Raw genomic sequence first — 17,671 nt, 5'->3', positions numbered from 1 at the left:
AAAAAACAATTTTTACTCTTCACCCATAAATTGTGGAAACCAGTTTTCATAGGCTTTTGTGAGTTTGTCTACTGAAAGTGTTAATATCCCATCTATATTGAGAGAAGTCCCCTCAACTTGACCTAGCTCTGTTAAAGTAACTGTATTGATTTGTGCACGCTCTTTAAGACTATTGAGAGAGTGAGGTTTGACGGCTAAAAGATAACGTCCTTGGTCTTCTCCAAAAAGTTCTGCATGATGGGGTGATTTATTGCTTAACGTTACTTTGATTCCTTTACCTGCTTTAATCACCATTTCGGCAAGTGCTATCGCCAATCCCCCGTCAGAAAGGTCATGGGCAGCGTGAATAAAACCGCTATTAATGGCATCTCGAACAAATTGACCATGTTTTTTTTCAAGTTGTAAATCTACAGGGGGGGGGGCACCTGCATCAATATTTAAAATGTTACGTGCATAGATTGATTGTCCTAAATGAGAGCCGCAATTTCCTACTAAAACAAGAATATCTCCATTTTGCATACCACTTATTGTTACCATTTTAGACCAATCATTAAGAAGGCCTACACCAGCAATTGTAGGGGTTGGAAGAATGGCTTCCCCATTTGTTTCGTTGTAAAGAGAAACATTGCCTGAAACGATAGGAAAATCGAGGATTCTACAAGCTTCTCCTATACCTTTAATAGCCAAAACCAGCTGTCCCATAATTTCAGGTTTTTCAGGGTTACCAAAATTGAGATTATCTGTAGCAGCCAGTGGTGTTGCACCTGTCGTACTAATATTTCGCCAGCATTCTGCGACAGCTTGTTTTCCTCCTTCATAAGGGTCTGCTTCACAATAACGAGGTGTTACATCAGAAGAAAAAGCAAGAGCACGTTTGCTGTTGTTTCCTACACGGATAACGCCTGCATCACCTCCTGGACAAACAAGGCTATTTCCTTGGATAAGGGTATCATATTGTTCATAAACCCATCGCCGTGAACTTTGATCAGCAGAATTCAATAAGGATAGAAGGGCATCACCAAGATTTTCAACCTTTTTGACGTCTTCTGCTTTCAAGGGTGTTTTTTTTGCCGGCTCACTCCAAGGACGATCATAAACAGGTGCTTCATCACCAAGCTCTTTGATGGGAAGATTGACAACTTCTTCCCCTTGATGAAATACACGAAAACGTAAATCATCGGTTGTTTTCCCAATGATAGAAAAATGTAGCCCCCACTTATGAAAAATTGCTTCTGCTTGCTTTTCTAGTTCTGGTTTAAGGACCATGAGCATACGCTCTTGACTTTCAGACAGCATCATTTCATAGGCTGTCATATTTTCTTCTCGAACAGGAACTGTATCGAGATTAAGCTGTATCCCTAAATTTCCTTTTGCACCCATTTCAACGGCAGAAGAGGTGAGTCCTGCTGCTCCCATATCTTGAATAGCAACAACGGCTCCAAGTTCCATGAGCTCTAAACATGCTTCAAGGAGACATTTTTCTGTAAAAGGATCACCTACTTGAACAGTTGGGCGTTTTTCACTGATTGAATCATCAAATTCAGCAGAAGCCATTGTTGCTCCACCGACACCATCACGTCCTGTTTTTGCACCAAGATAAACAACAGGGAGTCCAATACCTTGCGCTTTAGAATAAAAAAGGGCGTCTGTCTTTGCAATACCGGCGACAAAAGCGTTAACAAGGATATTGCCATTATAACGCTTATCAAAATTTACTTCTCCACCAACAGTTGGAACGCCAAAAGCATTGCTGTAACCACCAATTCCAGAAACAACACCAGAAACAAGATGGCGTGTTCTTGGGTGATCAGGAGCACCAAATCGCAATGCATTCATAGCAGCAACAGGACGGGCTCCCATTGTAAAGACATCACGTAAAATACCACCAACACCTGTTGCTGCACCTTGATAAGGTTCAATATAAGAAGGGTGGTTATGGCTTTCCATTTTGAAAACAACACATTGCCCTTCGCCAATATCGACAACACCAGCATTTTCACCAGGTCCTTGGATAACACATTTTCCTTCTGTCGGAAGAGTCTTTAGCCATTTTTTAGATGATTTATAGGAACAATGTTCGTTCCACATTGCAGAAAAAATTCCTAGTTCAGTAAATGTTGGTTCTCTACCGATTAACGTCAGGATACGTTCATATTCATCTTCTTTTAGCCCGTGTTGTGCAATGAGCTCTGGTGTAATAGTGATGTTATTGCAAGGCTTCATGAGTATTTATCCGTCCAATTAATCGAAATTTAGCATTTTTATTTTTTTAATCTAGCAGCTTATATTATAAGCAATACTGTTGTTTAATAATAAAAATATTTATAGACAGTAAGCTGAAGATTTTGTTCGTTTGTTTGGTGGGATTTAAGACTAAAAATGGTCTTAAATAATTATGTGTTTAAAAAATAATATCCATTGTTGTTTGTGAAAAGCTTTGTTCATAGATTTACGATGCGAGAAATGGTATAGATCCTTGTTTTTTAAAAATTATGGAGCGCGAGTATTTTTTCAGCATCATCCATTTACTAACTCTAAAGCACTTTGAAAAAGTAAACGACCGTCAATACCTCCGTGGGCGGGTTCAATAAAGTTTTCAGGATGAGGCATCATACCAAGAATATTACCAGCTTTATTAACAATACCAGCAATATCTTTCATTGAGCCGTTCGGGTTTGTGTTTTCTGCATAGCGAAAAACAATTTGTTCATTATCTTCCATTTGCCTTAGTGTTTCACTATCAACAAAATAATTTCCATCATGATGGGCAACAGGACAACGAATAATTTGTCCTTTAGAATAATATCGAGAAAATTTTGTTTTGGCGTTGACGACTTCAAGTTTGATTTCACGACAAACAAATTTTAAAGAAGCGTTACGCATTAAAGTCCCAGGTAATAATCCTGCTTCCAACAAAATTTGAAATCCATTACAGATACCTATTATTGTCGTACCTTCTTGTGCTTTTTCACGAATGGCTTTTAAGATGGGAGTTCGCGCTCCAATAGCACCACATCTTAAGTAGTCGCCATAGGAAAAACCACCAGGAATAATAATAATATCTACATCTGGAATTGTTGTTTCTGTTTGCCAAATTTTTAGTGGCTCAACTCCCGTTATATGATGTAATGCTGCAACCATATCTCGATCACGATTTAATCCAGGAAGTTGAATGATGGCAGTTTTCATGAGCGTTTCACTTAAAAAAGTTCGATTGTATAATTTTCAATGACAGTATTTGCGAGTAATTCTTCACACATTTGTTCAAGTTTTTTCTTTGCGGTTTCAGAAGGTAGATCATCAAGAACAATATCAAAAACCTTTCCTTGACGAATGGATTGAATGCCTTCGAAAGCTAAACTTTTTAAAGCACCGAAAATTGCTTCTCCTTGTGGATCAAGAACGCTTTCTCTTAAAGTAACCGTAATGCGTGCTTTCATTTTTTGCTTCCTGCTTGTTAAAAGAACCTCTCCTTTGAAGAGGGGTATCTATATAAGGTGATGTTTTTTACCTTGTTTTTACTTTACGAGAACGGGACCAGTTGGTCGTGTTGGTTCGTTTTCATTCATAATACCAAGACGTTTGGCAACTTCTTGATAGGCATTAATAAGCCCACCCATATCACGACGAAAACGATCTTTATCCATTTTTTCTTGTGTTTGCATATCCCATAGTCGTGCAGAATCAGGTGAGATTTCATCAGCAAGAACAATGCGCATTGTTTCATCTTCCCACAGGCGACCAAATTCCATTTTAAAATCAATTAATTGGATGTTAACACCGGCAAAAAGCCCAGAAAGAAAATCATTAATACGAATTGAAAGTTGCATGATATCTTCTATCTCTTGTGGGACAGCCCACCCAAAAGCTGTGATATGTTCTTCCGTTACCATGGGATCATCGAGAGAATCATTTTTATAGTAGAACTCAATGATGGATTGCGGAAGCGGGGTTCCTTCTTCTAAACCTAAACGCTTAGCAAGAGAGCCGGCAGCAACATTGCGAACAACAACTTCCAACGGAATGATTTCCACTGCTTTAATAAGCTGTTCGCGCATGTTTATACGTTTGATAAAATGTGTTGGGATGCCCAAACGCCCAAGATGGCTAAAGATATGTTCCGAAATTCGGTTGTTTAAAACCCCTTTTCCGTCGATAATTTCATGTTTTTTTGCATTAAAGGCAGTTGCATCATCTTTAAAAAATTGAATATAAGTCCCTGGTTCAGGTCCTTCATATAAAATTTTAGCCTTGCCTTCATAGATACGGTGGCGACGATTCATCATGATTCTCTATTTTCTTGAGAGGTTTTTAATAACATTGGTAAATGATACTATCCTAATTGATAGAATTTCTCAATGATATTGCTATGATACTTTTATAATTTTTGTCATTACACGTCTACCCAAAGGTGAAGATACATAAGCGATGAGAAAGAAGATCACCTCTTTTGGATCAAATTTTTGCAAGAAAGTGAGAGAGGACCATAAGCCCTTCAGGCCAAGGTCCGTGTCCGGATTCTGCGTTAATATGGCCAGAATACCCAGCATCAACAAAGAGCGATCCCCAATCATTGGCAATTTTTTCTGCTACTGAAAATTGACAAAATTCATCGTTGCGACTGGCTATGACAATAGAAGGAAAAGGAAGCTTTTGGCGATGATAGGGGCCAAATGTCATTAAATGTTTGGGACGTATTTTCTCATTGGCGACATCTGGAGGAGCAACAAAGAAAGCGCCACAAATTTTTTCTGTATTTTGTACAGTTGCGTGAATAGCACTGGGAACTCCTAATGAATGAGCAATAAGCATAACAGGCCTTTGAGCTTTTGCAATGGCGGTTTTAACTTTGTTAACCCACTCTTCACAAACAGGCTTTGACCAATGGAGTTGTTCAATGCGGCGGGCTGTCGACAATTTTCTTTCCCAGCGTGTTTGCCAATGATCTGGACCAGATCCTTTGTAGCCAGGAACAATAAGAATATCGAGTTGATTTGCTTTCATGAATTGTTTTCTTTGTTACAACAGATTTTTGATCATAGGTGGAATAGATTTGAGGTTTCTATGTCGCTTTACTGTTCTTCAAAAACACGTTTAAAAATCGTATTGATATGTTTGGTGTGGTAAGAAAGATCAAATTTTTCGCGAAGTTCTTCTTCACTTAAAGCTTTGATAACATCTTTGTCGTTGAGGAGTTCTTCTAAAAAATCTTTTCCTTGTTCCCAAACTTTCATCGCATTTCGTTGTACAATCCGATAAGAATCTTCACGACTGATTCCTGCTTGCGTAAGTGCTAAAAGCACCCGTTGTGAGTGAACAAGGCCACGGAATTTATTGAGATTTTTTTGCATATTTTCTGGATAGACAATGAGATTTTCAATGACAGATGTGAGGCGAGAAAGAGCAAAATCAAGTGTAATAGTCGCATCTGGAGCAATATAACGCTCAACAGATGAATGCGAAATATCGCGTTCATGCCAAAGTGCAACATTTTCCATGGCTGGGAGTGCAAATGCACGTACCATGCGGGCTAATCCAGTTAAATTTTCTGTTAAAACTGGATTACGTTTATGAGGCATCGCCGATGAGCCTTTTTGCCCAGGTGAGAAATGTTCCTCTGCTTCCAGAACTTCTGTTCGTTGTAAATGGCGTATTTCTATCGCTAACCTTTCAATAGAGGAAGCAATAACACCAAGTGTTGCAAAAAACATAGCATGACGATCTCTTGGTATTACTTGGGTGGAAACTGGTTCAGCACGCATCCTCAAGGCTTTTGCTACATGTTCTTCAACGCTTGGATCGATATTTGCAAAAGTTCCTACAGCTCCTGAAATCGCGCAAGTAGAAATTTCTTCTCGTGCTGCAAGAAGACGTTTGCGACAACGGGAAAATTCAGCGTATGCAAGAGCAAATTTTACTCCAAATGTTGTTGGTTCAGCATGAATGCCATGGCTCCGCCCAATGGTGATTGTCTCTTTATGCTCAAAAGCACGTCTTTTTAATGCCTCAAGAAGTTGATCTATATCCTCTAGCAAAATATCACTAGCACGCATCAATTGAATATTCAGTGTTGTATCGAGAACATCAGATGATGTCATGCCTTGGTGGATAAAACGTGCCTCGGGTCCAATGAATTCAGCTAGGTGGGTCAGAAATGCGATAACATCATGTTTGGTAATTGCTTCAATTTCATCAATGCGATTGACATCAAATTTAGCTGCTGCGCCTTTTTCCCAAATGACTTTGGCGGCTTCTTTCGGAATAATCCCTAAGTGAGCAAGGGCATCACAGGCATGGGCTTCAATTTCGAACCAAATACGATATTTTGTTTCAGGAGACCAAATTGTTACCATTGCAGGGCGGGAATAACGTGCGATCATCATTTTTTTCCTTGTTGTGAGAGGATTGCGGCTTGGCGCAATGCACTCATGCGTGTTTTGTAAAGCTCTTTATTTCCATCTTTATAAATTGCAGAGCCTGCGACAAATACATTTGCTCCAGCTTTTGCAGCTATCCCAATTGTATCAACGGTGATACCACCATCAACTTCAAGATCAATAGGGCGGTTTGCAATCATGCTTTTAACGCGCTTAATTTTATCTTTTATTTCTGGAATAAAACTTTGTCCACCAAAACCGGGATTGACCGTCATGATGAGAATGAGATCTAATTGATCAAGCAAATATTCAAGTACATGTTCAGGGGTGCTTGGATTGAGTGCAATTCCTGCTTTTTTTCCCATTTTTTTGATTGTTTGTAATGAACGATGAAGATGTGGACTTGCTTCAGCATGAATGGTTATAATATCTGAACCCGCTTTTGCAAAAGCTTCCAAATAAGGGTCTACTGGTGCGATCATCAGGTGGACATCAAATATTGCTTTGGTTAATGGGCGTAGAGCCTTGACGATTTCAGGACCAAAGGTGATATTAGGAACAAAGTGTCCATCCATGATATCAAGATGAAGCCAATCTGCACCAGCATCAACAACATCTAACATTTCTTGTCCAAGTTTAGAAAAATCAGCAGCCAAGAGTGAAGGCGAAATGAGATGAGAATGGGGCATTAAAATCTCCTTGATTGGCTGTTTTTATCATATCGCAGTGTATACACAAATATCTTTTGTGTTATGACGGAAAAGAAAAAATATGTATTATAGATCTTTTTATGGAAAGATCGCTTGAAATTTTAAAGCTTTATAAGTGAAAGATATGTCGAATCATAAAACATATTTGATGCCTGAACTTCAACATAAACATACTATCGCGGTTTCTTCCCAAGAATATCGAGATGCCATGAGTCTTTTTGCAGGAGCTGTGCATATTGTGACAACAAATGGTATTAAGGGAAGACGCGGGGTGACTGTTTCGGCGTGTTGTTCTTTATCTGATGATCCTCCGACCCTTCTTGTTTGTCTCATGCGCCATAATTTAAAGAATCAGGTGTTTATGGAGAATGGAAATTTTTGTGTTAATAGCTTGGCAGGAAAGCATCGTTCATTAGCGGATGTTTTTTCGAGGCGTTGCAATTCTACACAAAATGAGCGTTTTGATGTTGCTCAATGGGGAGCTTTGCAAACGGGAGCGCCTAGTCTTTCAGACGCTCTAGCATCGTTTGATTGTCGTTTGATTTGTTGGCATGAGCACGCAACCCATTGTGTTTTGATTGGTGAGGTTGTTGCAATCAACTGTAATAAAGAAAAAGATGCTTTGATGTATTTGAAACGTGAATATCACACTTTGCCTTTATAAAGATTTTATTTTTTTGCATTGCTGAAATGATTTATTATTGCCTCATTTAGATTTTAAACAATGAGAAAGCAGGGGAGAGATCACTCTGATATCTGAATATTAGATTTCCTTCTTTTTGAAGTTTCTCAGTAAGCAAGAAAAATATTCTGGATGAGATTTGATCAAGAATCCAACCTAAATAGAAAAGCGATTAAATCTAAACAGTGTATTTAGACATATTTGTAGATTGTTATGAAAAACATTTTACTCTTGTGTTGATGGGTATTGCACAATATATAGACCGCACATAGCATATGTGGAGGTTTTTTATTGCATGAGCGAAGAGATTGATGGTCAATATCGCCCCAGTGAAGATGAGCCTTTTATGAATGAGCGGCAAAAGGCGTATTTTCGTGCTAAATTGGTTTCTTGGAAGAATGATATATTAAAAGAAGCTCGTGAGACTTTGGAAAATTTGCAGGAAGAGAATGTTGGTCAACCCGATTTGACTGATAGGGCTTCTTGTGAAACTGATCGTACAATCGAATTACGTGCGCGTGATCGTCAGAGGAAACTTATTTCAAAAATAGATGCTGCTTTAGAGCGCATTGATAATGGGACATATGGCTTTTGTGAAGAAACCGGCGAACCCATTAGTATAAAGCGTCTTGAGGCTCGACCGATAGCCGTTTTATCATTGGAAGCGCAAGAACGTCACGAACGACGTGAAAGAGTTTATCGCGATGATTAAGGTCATTGAAATGATAAACAAACGAAACTCGTGGTGATAAAATTGTATATTTTTATTTTTGAGGGGTAGGAATGAATAAAGATGGTTCTTGCCTCCCCTCAATTTCGGCGGTGATTGCTGAATCTTTTACTGCTTGATTCGTAAAAGGAGAGGGATTTTTATCCGTTATATCGTTTCTTTCTGTAGGGGCGGAATTTGGATGTGTGTGTGTTTCTCTCTTTTGTATTTTGGATGTACTGGTAATATCGGATTCTACAACCACATCTGTTAATCCACCAATAAGGAGCAAATGTTCTTTATTATCGCAACGGACTAAAATAAGGCGGCGTGCTCGATCTATAGAAATTACTTCACATAATGCTAATCGTGATAGACTTTTTTTTCTATTATTGCTGAATCTTCCCGTACTTAAACGACGTAAAAACAAGATAATTATGGTAATAGCCACGATTGTTATTATAAAAAACAAAAAGCTTATCGTTATCTTCGCAGCAGATACACCTATTTGCTCTGATAACCAGATATACATAGATTTTCTCCCATTTTTGTGTGAAAATATCGTTTTTATTGAGATAAATTTATAAACACACCCTTAAAAGGTTCACTTAAATACAAGAAATAAAATTTTTAACATTAAGTGAGCTTTCTTTGAAAGATAATATCATAGTATATACTTTATAACAATGAATATAAAGGAAGTTTTGTGATATAAGAAACAGCTAAATCTAAGGCAATGAGAGATGGATAAAGGTTTTGATAATAATAAAAGATCAGCGTCTTCTGTTCATCGAAGAGTTGTGATTTTTGGTATTGTTTTTATATTATTTTTTCTTTTCATTGTGGGTATTTTAGGTTTTTTTTATCCACAAAGCTATTTGCAAAAGGCTATATTGATATCTTTTTTGATTCTAGCAATTATCGGCGTTGCAACACTCGTTTTGTGTGGAATGGGAATTTTAAGATACCATGTGTGGTCGCATGAAGATTTTGATTTTAGCATCTTTAATCGGAGCGATGATGCAATTGTAATCTCTGACCTTTCTGGTTTTGTTTATTATTCTAATCAAAACTATCGAAAAATTGTGACTTATAAGCCTGAAGTGTCTTGTTATATGGTTATTGCTGATCTTCCAGGAGCTGGTGCACTTTCGTATCGCTTAAAGGTTGCAGCCTGTAATAATCTTGCGGCGCAAGAGGAATTAAGAGTAGAACAACCAATATTTACCGATTCTACACCAAAAAAATCTGTTTGGTATAATATTTCCATTCAACCTATCACAAAACAGAAAAAAAAGCTTTTATTTTGGCGTATTGCTGATATTTCGCATTTACAACAAACACGAGAAGTTTTTTTCTCGAACCTTCAAGAAGCTATCAATCACTTGGATCAAGCTCCTATTGGTTTTGTATCAGTTAATACACAAGGAACTATTCTTTATGCGAATGCGATTTTTGCCGAATGGTTTTCAATTGATTTAGCGAATTTCTCAGTTGGTCAATATAATTTTGATTCGTTATTTGATAGCGTTGGCGCTAAGAGCTCATGGAGTGATATCTGTTTGCAAACCAACAGATATCAAAGTTCAGGTTACTCTTTACCTTATAAGTTTTCGTTATGTTTAAATTCGCAAGCGACTTGTGAGAAAATATTCCATTGTCTTATCTCTGTTTCTTCTCTCTTAGAAGAGGAAGCCGTTTATCGTATTGTGATCATTCCACAACAAATACAAAAAGAAGAGGACGACCAATTAAAATTACCCACTATATTAGGAGAATATTTTGATGCGAGTCCTTTTGCAATAGCCGTGGTAGATCATGAAGGGCAATTGGTTCATATGAATAAAGCTTTTTCATCACTCACGGGATGTATGGACAAAGCTGTCAATTTTTATGACGTTATTTCTCGTCGTGATTGTGTGCAGTTAGAGCGTTCTTTTCAGAGAATTGCGACAAATAAAAATTATTTTGTTTCTCTAGAAACTGTTTTAGAAAAAAATGAAGAATGCCATTTACGGCTCCATATTATGTCTGTACCACCCCATCATGGTGATGCATTGCAAGATTTGCTTATTATCTCTGTGATTGAAACAACCGAACAAAAAACGCTTGAAGATAAAATGATGCAAAGTCAGAAGATGCAAGCTGTCGGACAATTGGCTGGCGGCATTGCTCATGATTTTAATAATGTTTTAACAGCAATTTTAATGTCGTGTGATCTTCTTTTAAATACGCATCGTAGTTCTGATCCTGCTCATGCTGATCTGATCAATATTAAAAATAATGCTAATCGTGCAGCTGCTCTTGTACAGCAATTATTAGCTTTTTCTAGAAAGCAAACACTTCGACCTGAAGAAGTTGATTTTACTGAATTTTTATCAGATATTCGCAATCTTATTTTACCACTTTTGGGGAATAATGTTCAGTTAAAAATTATCCATGGAAGAGATTTGTGGAGTGTTGAAGTCGATCAAGCATCTTTTCAGCGTGTTATTATGAATTTGGTTATTAATGCGCGTGATGCCATGTTAGATGGAGGTATTGTTACGATTGCGACAAACAATATTACAAAGCAACAAAGTGCTGAATTTAATCATCTTGGTTTAGAAATTGGTGAGTATGTACAATTGACTATTTCAGATACAGGGGCTGGTATATCTGCTGCTATACAAGAAAAAATGTTTGAGCCATTTTTTACAACAAAAGAAGTTGGAAAAGGAACAGGACTTGGTTTATCAATGGTTTATGGAATTATCAAGCAGAGTGGTGGGTGCATTTATTGTGAAAGTAAAGAAGGTGAAGGAGCAACATTTTATATTTTTCTTCCCCGTTATATCCCCAATATAAAAGGAAAAACTTCTCAAAAGATTGAAAAAGATGAAGAGAAAGATAAAAATATAGACTTAACAGGGTCTGCAACTGTTTTATTGGTTGAAGATGAAGATGCGGTTAGAATGGGGGGGGTAAGAGCTCTTCAAATGAGAGGATATACGGTTTTAGAGGCAGCGAGTGGGGTGGAAGCACTCTCTATTCTTGAGAAACAAAAAGGAGCTATTGATATTATTGTTTCCGATGTGGTGATGCCAGAAATGGATGGACCCACTTTATTGAAGGAAGTACGTAAAAACTATCCTGATATCAAATTTCTTTTCGTTTCTGGATATGCAAAAGATGCATTTGCTAAAAATCTTCCACAAGATGCTGTTTTTGGTTTTTTATCTAAACCTTTTACACTCAAACAGTTAGCTCTAACAGTTAAAGAAACACTTTCATCATGAGGCAAAAATTTATGCAATAGAAAAATTGCGTATTTAAGATTTTTTAGGCGAAATACGAGAGTATTTTGATAAATAGAACTTGTGATAATGTCATAGAACTGAATAAAAAAGAAGAATTTGAAAATTTAATTAAAATTCAAAAAAAACACACATTCTGTGCAAAAATTTATGAAAAGATAGGCTCTATTACGTCAACATTTAATAGAGATTTTCAATTATAGACACTGAGCACGAATTATATGTAAAACATTGAAAAATGCTTATTAATAGATTGTTGATACACTCAAAAAGATAAAAGCTGTTGCTGCGCATCTACCATTTTGCTCTTCCCTTCAATAAATGCTTTTAAGGCTTCGGGGTAGAGTTTATGTTCTGCTTTAAGAACTCTTTGTCCTAAGCTCTCAGCAGTATCATGAAGATAGACTGGAACGGCTGCTTGGGCAAGGATTTTTCCTGCATCCATGTCTTCTGTAACAAGGTGAACAGTGCAACCCGTGATTTTTACGCCTGCTTGTAAAGCTTTTTCATGTGTGTTTAAGCCTTTAAATGAAGGCAAAAGAGAAGGATGAATGTTTAAAATTCGTCCTTCGTAAAGTTTTACAAAACGTGGCGAGATAAGGCGCATATATCCTGCAAAGCAGAGAAAATCTGGTTTATATTGATTTAAAATCGTAAAAATACTTTCTTCATGCTCTTCTTTTGTTTTGTAAATTTTGCGATCAACAATATGAATAGGTAAGTTATGGTTTCGCGCCTTTTCAATACCGTCTGCACGCGGATTATCGCAAATAACCGCGATGATTTCAGCAGGATATTCCTTTTGTTGACTAGCTTGAGCAAGGGCGACCATATTGGATCCATTACCAGAAATGAAAACGATGATTTGTTTTTTCATAAATGCAGTACCCCTTTATAAAGTATTCCTTTATTTTGATCTTGGCGTTTTGTTAAAATGCCAAGAGGAGTTACGCTCTCTCCTTTTCTTTCAAGAGCTTGCGTAATTGTTTCAGCTGCATGCTGTGCTACGATAATGATCATGCCAATACCACAATTGAATGTTCTTAACATTTCTGTTTCTTCTATTTTACCTTGTTTGGCAATCCATGAAAATACTGCTGGAACATTGATGGTAGAAAGATGAATTTCAGCGCAGAGAGAAGATGGAACAACACGTGGAATATTTTCAGGAAAGCCTCCACCCGTAATATGAGCAAGAGCTTTAATCCCTTCGTATTTTTTCATGATGGGAAGAAGCGATTTTACATAAATGCGTGTTGGTGTAAGGAGTGCTATACCAAGGCTGTTTTCGGGAGCAAAAGGGGCAGGGTCATTCCATTTGAGATCATGTTGCTGGATGATTCGTCGAACAAGCGAAAAGCCATTGGAATGAATTCCAGAGGCGCTTAGACCTAATATAATATCACCTTCTGTTAAATCTTTTGAAGGGAGTAGCTTGCTGCGTTCGCATGCTCCTACAGCAAAACCGGCTAGATCATAATCTCCCTCTGCATACATTCCTGGCATTTCTGCAGTTTCTCCTCCAATAAGAGCAGCACCGGCTTGTTTACATCCTTCTGCAATACCAGAAACAATTGCAGCACCTTGTTCAGGGTCAAGCTTTCCAGTTGCAAAATAATCCAGAAAAAAGAGAGGTTCAGCCCCTTGTACGAGTAAATCATTGACACACATAGCCACAAGATCAATACCTACAGTGTTATGGTGACCTACTTCAATGGCAATTTTTAATTTTGTTCCCACACCATCATTGGCTGCTACTAGGATAGGATCCGTAAAGCCAGCTGCTTTTAAATCAAAAATTCCACCAAAACCGCCAATTTCTGCGTCTGCTCCGGCTCGTTTTGTCGCGCGTATAAAGGGTTTAATTTTTTCTACCATGGCATTACCCATATCGATGTTTACACCGGCTTTTGCGTAGGTAAGACCAACTTTGGATTTATTATTTGTAAGATCTTGGTTGCTCATTGGAGCCTTCCTTTAATGGAAAATCGGGTTTTGATATTATGCAATGCCATGATAGAGTTCTCTCTGCAAGAGATATTGATAAGAAAATAAGCAACTTTGCTTGTACCTTATTTTGAAGATGTTTATAATTTTTTGTGAAGAATTTTTTAGGATATTTTATGAGCAAGATATCAGATAATCACGGTCAGTCTTCTTGGCAACTTATGAAAAAGAAAGTGAGTGAGAATACATCTCGTGATCGTTATAAGACTTATGTGCCAGCGTATACTCAATTACCGTTGCCGAATAATATGAAAAGGCAAATCTTTTTTTGGCTTGGTACGCTGATTTTTTTCATTTTTTTTATGTTTGTTTTTGGATCGATTTTGCTTCCTTTTGTGGCAGGGATTGTGCTGGCTTATTTTCTCAATCCCATTGTTCAATTACTTGAAAAATTTGGTATTCGACGGGTGTTTGGGACTGTCCTCATTACCTTATTTATTGTTGTTACCTTTGTTGCTGCTTTAGTTATTTTGATTCCTGTTATTAGTTGGCAAATACAGCAATTCATGAGTGATGGTTTACCTGTTTATATTAATCGTATTCAAACCTTTTTTGTTGAGCATGATTTTGATTGGATAAGGCGCTATTTTGGAAGTGATCCAAATGAATTACGGAATAATATTAAAGGATTTTTGGGAGAAGGTTCTGATTTTATTACGTCTCTTTTGAATTCACTTTTAAAGTCAGGAAAATCTATCGTTAATATCGCTAGCTTATTTGTTGTGGCACCTGTGGTGGCATTTTATATGTTATTAGATTGGCCGCGTATGGTAACAGCAATCGATTCGTTAATACCGCGTGATCATCTTGAAACCGTTCGGAGTATTTTTCATGAAATGGATAGAGCTATTGCAGGCTTTGTTCGTGGACAAGGAACAGTTTGTCTTATATTGGGAGGCTATTATGCTATTGGTTTAACGATTGCAGGACTCAATTTTGGTCTTTTAATTGGTATGTTTATTGGTCTTATTAGCTTTGTTCCTTATATCGGCACAATGAGTGGTTTGGTCCTTTCTGTTGGTATTGCATGGGTCCAGTTTTATCCCAATAATTGGGGAGGAATCATCGTTGTGATGGCACTTTTTTTAATTGGTCAATTTATTGAAGGTTATATTCTTCAACCCAAGCTTGTAGGTTCATCAGTGGGATTACATCCCGTATGGCTGATGTTTTCACTTTTTGCTTTTTCTTCACTCTTTGGTTTTACTGGTATGCTTGTTGCTGTTCCTGCGGCAGCGGCTGTTGGCGTTTTAGTTCGTTTTGCTCTTCATACTTATCTTAGTTCTCAGATGTATTCGCGAAGGGGAAATTCGGAGCCGCTAAAATGAATGGGTGTGAAACGCAATTATCTTTAAATTTTCCTTATGATCCGATTTTTCAATTTGAGGATTTAGTGGTAACGGAAAGCAATCGTATGGCTTTTCAGCTTATTGATCACTGGCCCAATTGGAGCTTACCTATTGCAGTTTTGGTTGGCAAAGAAGGATCTGGAAAAACGCACTTTTCTAATATATGGCTCCAAAAAGCAGATGCTTTCAGGATTCAGCACAATGAGATTGATCAGGCTGTTACTGTGGCTTCTTTAGGCAGATCATTTTTGATAGAGGATATTGATGCAGATGAAATCAAAGAGACAGAACTTTTTCATTTAATTAACAGTATTAAGCAAGCAAATCTTGATGCACGACAAGCTACTTTATTGATGACGGCACGGACACTTCCTTCCGCTTGGAATTTAAAGTTAAATGATCTAAAAAGTCGTCTTAATTCGGTGATGTTCGTTGAAATTAATCAGCCTGATGATGCATTATTAACAGCTGTTGCATTTAAGCTTTTTTCCGATAGGCAACTTATTGTACATCCAGACACGGTTTATTATCTTGTAAGTCGTTGTGAACGTTCTTTATTTTCATTGAAGCGTGTTATTGATTCTGTTGATCAGTTGGCATTACAAAGAAAAAGAAAAATAACACGTGCTGTTATTGCTGAAGTTTTGAATAGAAGAAATCCGTAAACACTCCCTATCATGGCTTACTTATTCTGTCTTTCTATTATCGTTTCAATATGTGGCAAGACAAGTCATTTAAATTTTCTTCTTTTTTGATATCCGTTAAGAGTGAAAAATAGTATTTTTTACTTTAGTCATGTGTTTATCTTAAATAGCTTTGAGATTTTATTGTATGATGTTGACTTTTTTCCATCTTTGCATTTGAAATTTTTTCTAAAAAAAGCGCTTTATTTTATTTATAATGGAACTTTCGTGCTTTGAAAAAATGTCTGTTGTTTATGGATTTGGATTGTAGAAGATTCTAGAATTTTTATAAAAGAGTTCTTTGCAAGATAGAAAAAGAGGGGAAAAAGCTTAATACAGCTGATTTTTTGGCTTGTGTTCTCTTTTGGAAAGTTTTTCTATGATATTTAAGTCGTTTTTTTCTAAAATTGTATCTGTAGAATGCGTTTTGATACAGTGAGAGTTTGCTTAAAGCAGGATGAAAATTATGAAATCCTTACAGAGAAATTCGTTATTTTTTAATATAGATTGGATTCTTTACGGAGGTTGTTTTCTATTATTTGTCAATAAATATGTTATTGAGTAGGGAAAAAATTTTTAAAACGTGCTTTTTTGTAAAGAAATGCAATAAAATTAAAAAAAAGTGTGTTTTTCTCTTGCACTTCTGTTGTGAAAATTTTAGGAAATGTGCATCAAGTAAATGTAAATGGCGGAGCGTAGCGCAGCCTGGTAGCGCACCTGATTTGGGATCAGGGGGTCGTAGGTTCGAATCCTATCGCTCCGACCATATTTGATTAAGTGTGTGAGAATGACCCAATTGGGTACGTGTGGTGGAAAACTATCATTCAAGCGTTGTGTAATCTGAAGGAAAAAGGCATGATCGCACGTATTTATAGTCCTGCTAAGACAGCTATGCAGTCAGGTAAGGGGAATAGAGGTTTTTGGATTCTAGAGTATGAGCCGGTGAAAGCAAAAATGCTTGAACCTCTTATGGGGTACACGGCAACGTCTGATATGAATAATCAGGTGAGGATCAGATTTAATAGGAAGGAAGAAGCGATTGCTTTTGCGCGTAAGAATGCTATCTCTTACCGTGTAGAAAAGAAACGTACGTCGATTCGACGTGCTATTTCTTATTCTGATAATTTTCGCAGTGATCGGCAGCACTCTTGGACACATTGAATTAAAGATGCTATTTTGAATTGAGAAAATAATCAGTTGGGTCCCGTAGCTCAGCTGGATAGAGCAACGGCCTTCTAAGCCGTGGGTCACAGGTTCGAATCCTGTCGGGATCACCATCCGGTTTTTACCCATGTATAATGTATTTATTCTTTGTAATCTTTTTTAAAGTTCGGGAACATTAACAAAAGTTCGGGAATAGGATTTTCCAACATACTTTTACAAAGCTCATCTGTTTCCTCCAATGTTCTCTAATAATTTTTTAAATTCTTTGAGAACCACTATTTTAAATGTACAAAGATATTGTCTATCGCATCCATAAAGACAAGCAAAATTAATAATCCATTTTCTAAAGAATTTCGCGCGTCTCAGAGTATGTGTAGAGTCGAATATTTGGTTTTTGTGTAAAAATATTTACTAATGCATCCATAAGGCGTGCAAAATCAATGATAAGCAAAAAGAGGATGAATGCTATCCACTTCATCAAGCGAGACATCATTTTTACACTTTGATAGGTGACGATCATTTCCTGAAGTATTTCTTTTTCTGCTTCTGTAAGCTCTATATCGTCTTGTGTTTTTTTTCTAGCCATGTTTCCACCCACACACACACGTTCACCTTGTTTATTGTGCTTTAAGATCTCTCTTGCTAAGTTTGAACTGATGGCGTTCAGATCTTGCTTATCTAAATAAATTGGCAA

The 17,671-nt window shown here is 37.1% G+C and carries 17 protein-coding genes and 2 tRNA genes; 8 read left to right on the top strand and 11 right to left on the bottom strand.

The window, feature by feature from the left end; genetic code table 11:
- Window positions 1–12: 12 nt before the first annotated feature.
- The 7 genes from purL to rpe all read right to left on the bottom strand — a co-directional run bounded on the left by purL (window position 13) and on the right by rpe (window position 7,066).
- Complete coding sequence (gene purL, locus ACFIKH_RS04770) at window positions 13–2,223, bottom strand: phosphoribosylformylglycinamidine synthase subunit PurL (protein WP_375625944.1); 2,211 nt, start codon at window positions 2,221–2,223, stop codon at window positions 13–15.
- 294 nt (window positions 2,224–2,517) lie between these two features.
- Window positions 2,518–3,189, bottom strand: coding sequence for a phosphoribosylformylglycinamidine synthase subunit PurQ (gene purQ / locus ACFIKH_RS04765; RefSeq protein WP_375625942.1), 672 nt, complete (start codon window positions 3,187–3,189; stop codon window positions 2,518–2,520).
- Between the two features lie 11 nt (window positions 3,190–3,200).
- Window positions 3,201–3,440, bottom strand: a complete 240-nt coding sequence (gene purS, locus ACFIKH_RS04760) for a phosphoribosylformylglycinamidine synthase subunit PurS (RefSeq protein WP_375651844.1) — start codon at window positions 3,438–3,440, stop codon at window positions 3,201–3,203.
- Between the two features lie 78 nt (window positions 3,441–3,518).
- Window positions 3,519–4,283, bottom strand: coding sequence for a phosphoribosylaminoimidazolesuccinocarboxamide synthase (gene purC, locus ACFIKH_RS04755; protein WP_375651845.1), 765 nt, complete (start codon window positions 4,281–4,283; stop codon window positions 3,519–3,521).
- A gap of 172 nt (window positions 4,284–4,455) precedes the next feature.
- Window positions 4,456–5,004 carry an RBBP9/YdeN family alpha/beta hydrolase gene (locus ACFIKH_RS04750; protein WP_375625938.1) on the bottom strand — a complete coding sequence of 183 codons (549 nt, stop codon included), beginning with the start codon at window positions 5,002–5,004 and terminating at the stop codon, window positions 4,456–4,458.
- Between the two features lie 68 nt (window positions 5,005–5,072).
- Entirely contained in the window at window positions 5,073–6,380 is a 1,308-nt protein-coding gene (gene purB / locus ACFIKH_RS04745; RefSeq protein WP_375626068.1) for an adenylosuccinate lyase, read from the bottom strand.
- Window positions 6,380–7,066: a ribulose-phosphate 3-epimerase gene (gene rpe, locus ACFIKH_RS04740; protein ID WP_375625936.1), complete on the bottom strand. Its 687-nt coding sequence runs from the start codon at window positions 7,064–7,066 to the stop codon at window positions 6,380–6,382. Before rpe ends, purB begins: the two co-directional genes overlap by 1 nt.
- A 145-nt stretch (window positions 7,067–7,211) precedes the next feature.
- Here rpe and ACFIKH_RS04735 point away from each other — a divergent pair, with 145 nt between their 5' ends.
- Both ACFIKH_RS04735 and dksA read left to right on the top strand, forming a co-directional pair.
- The gene (locus tag ACFIKH_RS04735) at window positions 7,212–7,751 is read left to right on the top strand and encodes a flavin reductase (protein WP_375611549.1); all 540 of its coding nucleotides are present in this window, start codon (window positions 7,212–7,214) and stop codon (window positions 7,749–7,751) included.
- A gap of 313 nt (window positions 7,752–8,064) precedes the next feature.
- Window positions 8,065–8,481, top strand: coding sequence for an RNA polymerase-binding protein DksA (dksA, locus tag ACFIKH_RS04730; RefSeq protein WP_015856486.1), 417 nt, complete (start codon window positions 8,065–8,067; stop codon window positions 8,479–8,481).
- A gap of 52 nt (window positions 8,482–8,533) precedes the next feature.
- On the opposite strand, the gene ACFIKH_RS04725 is transcribed toward dksA, so the two are convergent.
- Window positions 8,534–9,010, bottom strand: coding sequence for a hypothetical protein (locus tag ACFIKH_RS04725; protein ID WP_375648123.1), 477 nt, complete (start codon window positions 9,008–9,010; stop codon window positions 8,534–8,536).
- 211 nt (window positions 9,011–9,221) lie between these two features.
- Between ACFIKH_RS04725 and ACFIKH_RS04720 the strand changes: the two genes are divergently transcribed.
- Window positions 9,222–11,756, top strand: coding sequence for a response regulator (locus ACFIKH_RS04720; protein WP_375626893.1), 2,535 nt, complete (start codon window positions 9,222–9,224; stop codon window positions 11,754–11,756).
- A 283-nt stretch (window positions 11,757–12,039) separates the two neighbouring features.
- On the opposite strand, the gene purN is transcribed toward ACFIKH_RS04720, so the two are convergent.
- Together purN and purM are read right to left on the bottom strand one after the other, a co-directional pair.
- Window positions 12,040–12,651, bottom strand: coding sequence for a phosphoribosylglycinamide formyltransferase (gene purN / locus ACFIKH_RS04715; RefSeq protein ID WP_375626891.1), 612 nt, complete (start codon window positions 12,649–12,651; stop codon window positions 12,040–12,042).
- Window positions 12,648–13,739: a phosphoribosylformylglycinamidine cyclo-ligase gene (gene purM / locus ACFIKH_RS04710; protein ID WP_375625928.1), complete on the bottom strand. Its 1,092-nt coding sequence runs from the start codon at window positions 13,737–13,739 to the stop codon at window positions 12,648–12,650. The genes purN and purM overlap by 4 nt, the downstream gene beginning before the upstream one ends.
- A gap of 158 nt (window positions 13,740–13,897) precedes the next feature.
- Here purM and ACFIKH_RS04705 point away from each other — a divergent pair, with 158 nt between their 5' ends.
- From ACFIKH_RS04705 to ACFIKH_RS04685, 5 genes are all read left to right on the top strand, one after another.
- A complete protein-coding gene (locus tag ACFIKH_RS04705; protein WP_375625926.1) occupies window positions 13,898–15,109 on the top strand; it encodes an AI-2E family transporter in 1,212 nt (403 codons plus the stop codon).
- Window positions 15,106–15,795 (top strand): DnaA regulatory inactivator HdaA, encoded by a 690-nt coding sequence (hdaA, locus tag ACFIKH_RS04700; RefSeq protein WP_375626887.1) that lies wholly within the window; start codon window positions 15,106–15,108, stop codon window positions 15,793–15,795. Before ACFIKH_RS04705 ends, hdaA begins: the two co-directional genes overlap by 4 nt.
- Before the next feature lie 707 nt (window positions 15,796–16,502).
- Window positions 16,503–16,579: transfer RNA gene (locus ACFIKH_RS04695), tRNA-Pro, on the top strand.
- 89 nt (window positions 16,580–16,668) lie between these two features.
- Window positions 16,669–16,974, top strand: coding sequence for an ETC complex I subunit (locus ACFIKH_RS04690; RefSeq protein WP_375626885.1), 306 nt, complete (start codon window positions 16,669–16,671; stop codon window positions 16,972–16,974).
- Window positions 16,975–17,013: 39 nt separating this feature from the next.
- Window positions 17,014–17,090, top strand: a tRNA-Arg gene (locus ACFIKH_RS04685).
- Window positions 17,091–17,320: 230 nt separating this feature from the next.
- Here ACFIKH_RS04685 and ACFIKH_RS04680 read toward each other — a convergent pair.
- The gene (locus ACFIKH_RS04680; RefSeq protein WP_375670321.1) at window positions 17,321–17,563 is read right to left on the bottom strand and encodes a hypothetical protein; all 243 of its coding nucleotides are present in this window, start codon (window positions 17,561–17,563) and stop codon (window positions 17,321–17,323) included.
- Window positions 17,564–17,671 lie beyond the last annotated feature (108 nt).

This window comes from Bartonella sp. SD1336NMGDW, from assembly GCF_042193565.1.
GTDB classification, from domain to species: domain Bacteria; phylum Pseudomonadota; class Alphaproteobacteria; order Rhizobiales; family Rhizobiaceae; genus Bartonella; species Bartonella grahamii.
Note: the sequence above shows the minus strand (reverse complement) of the source record. Positions and strands in the feature narration are given on the sequence as shown.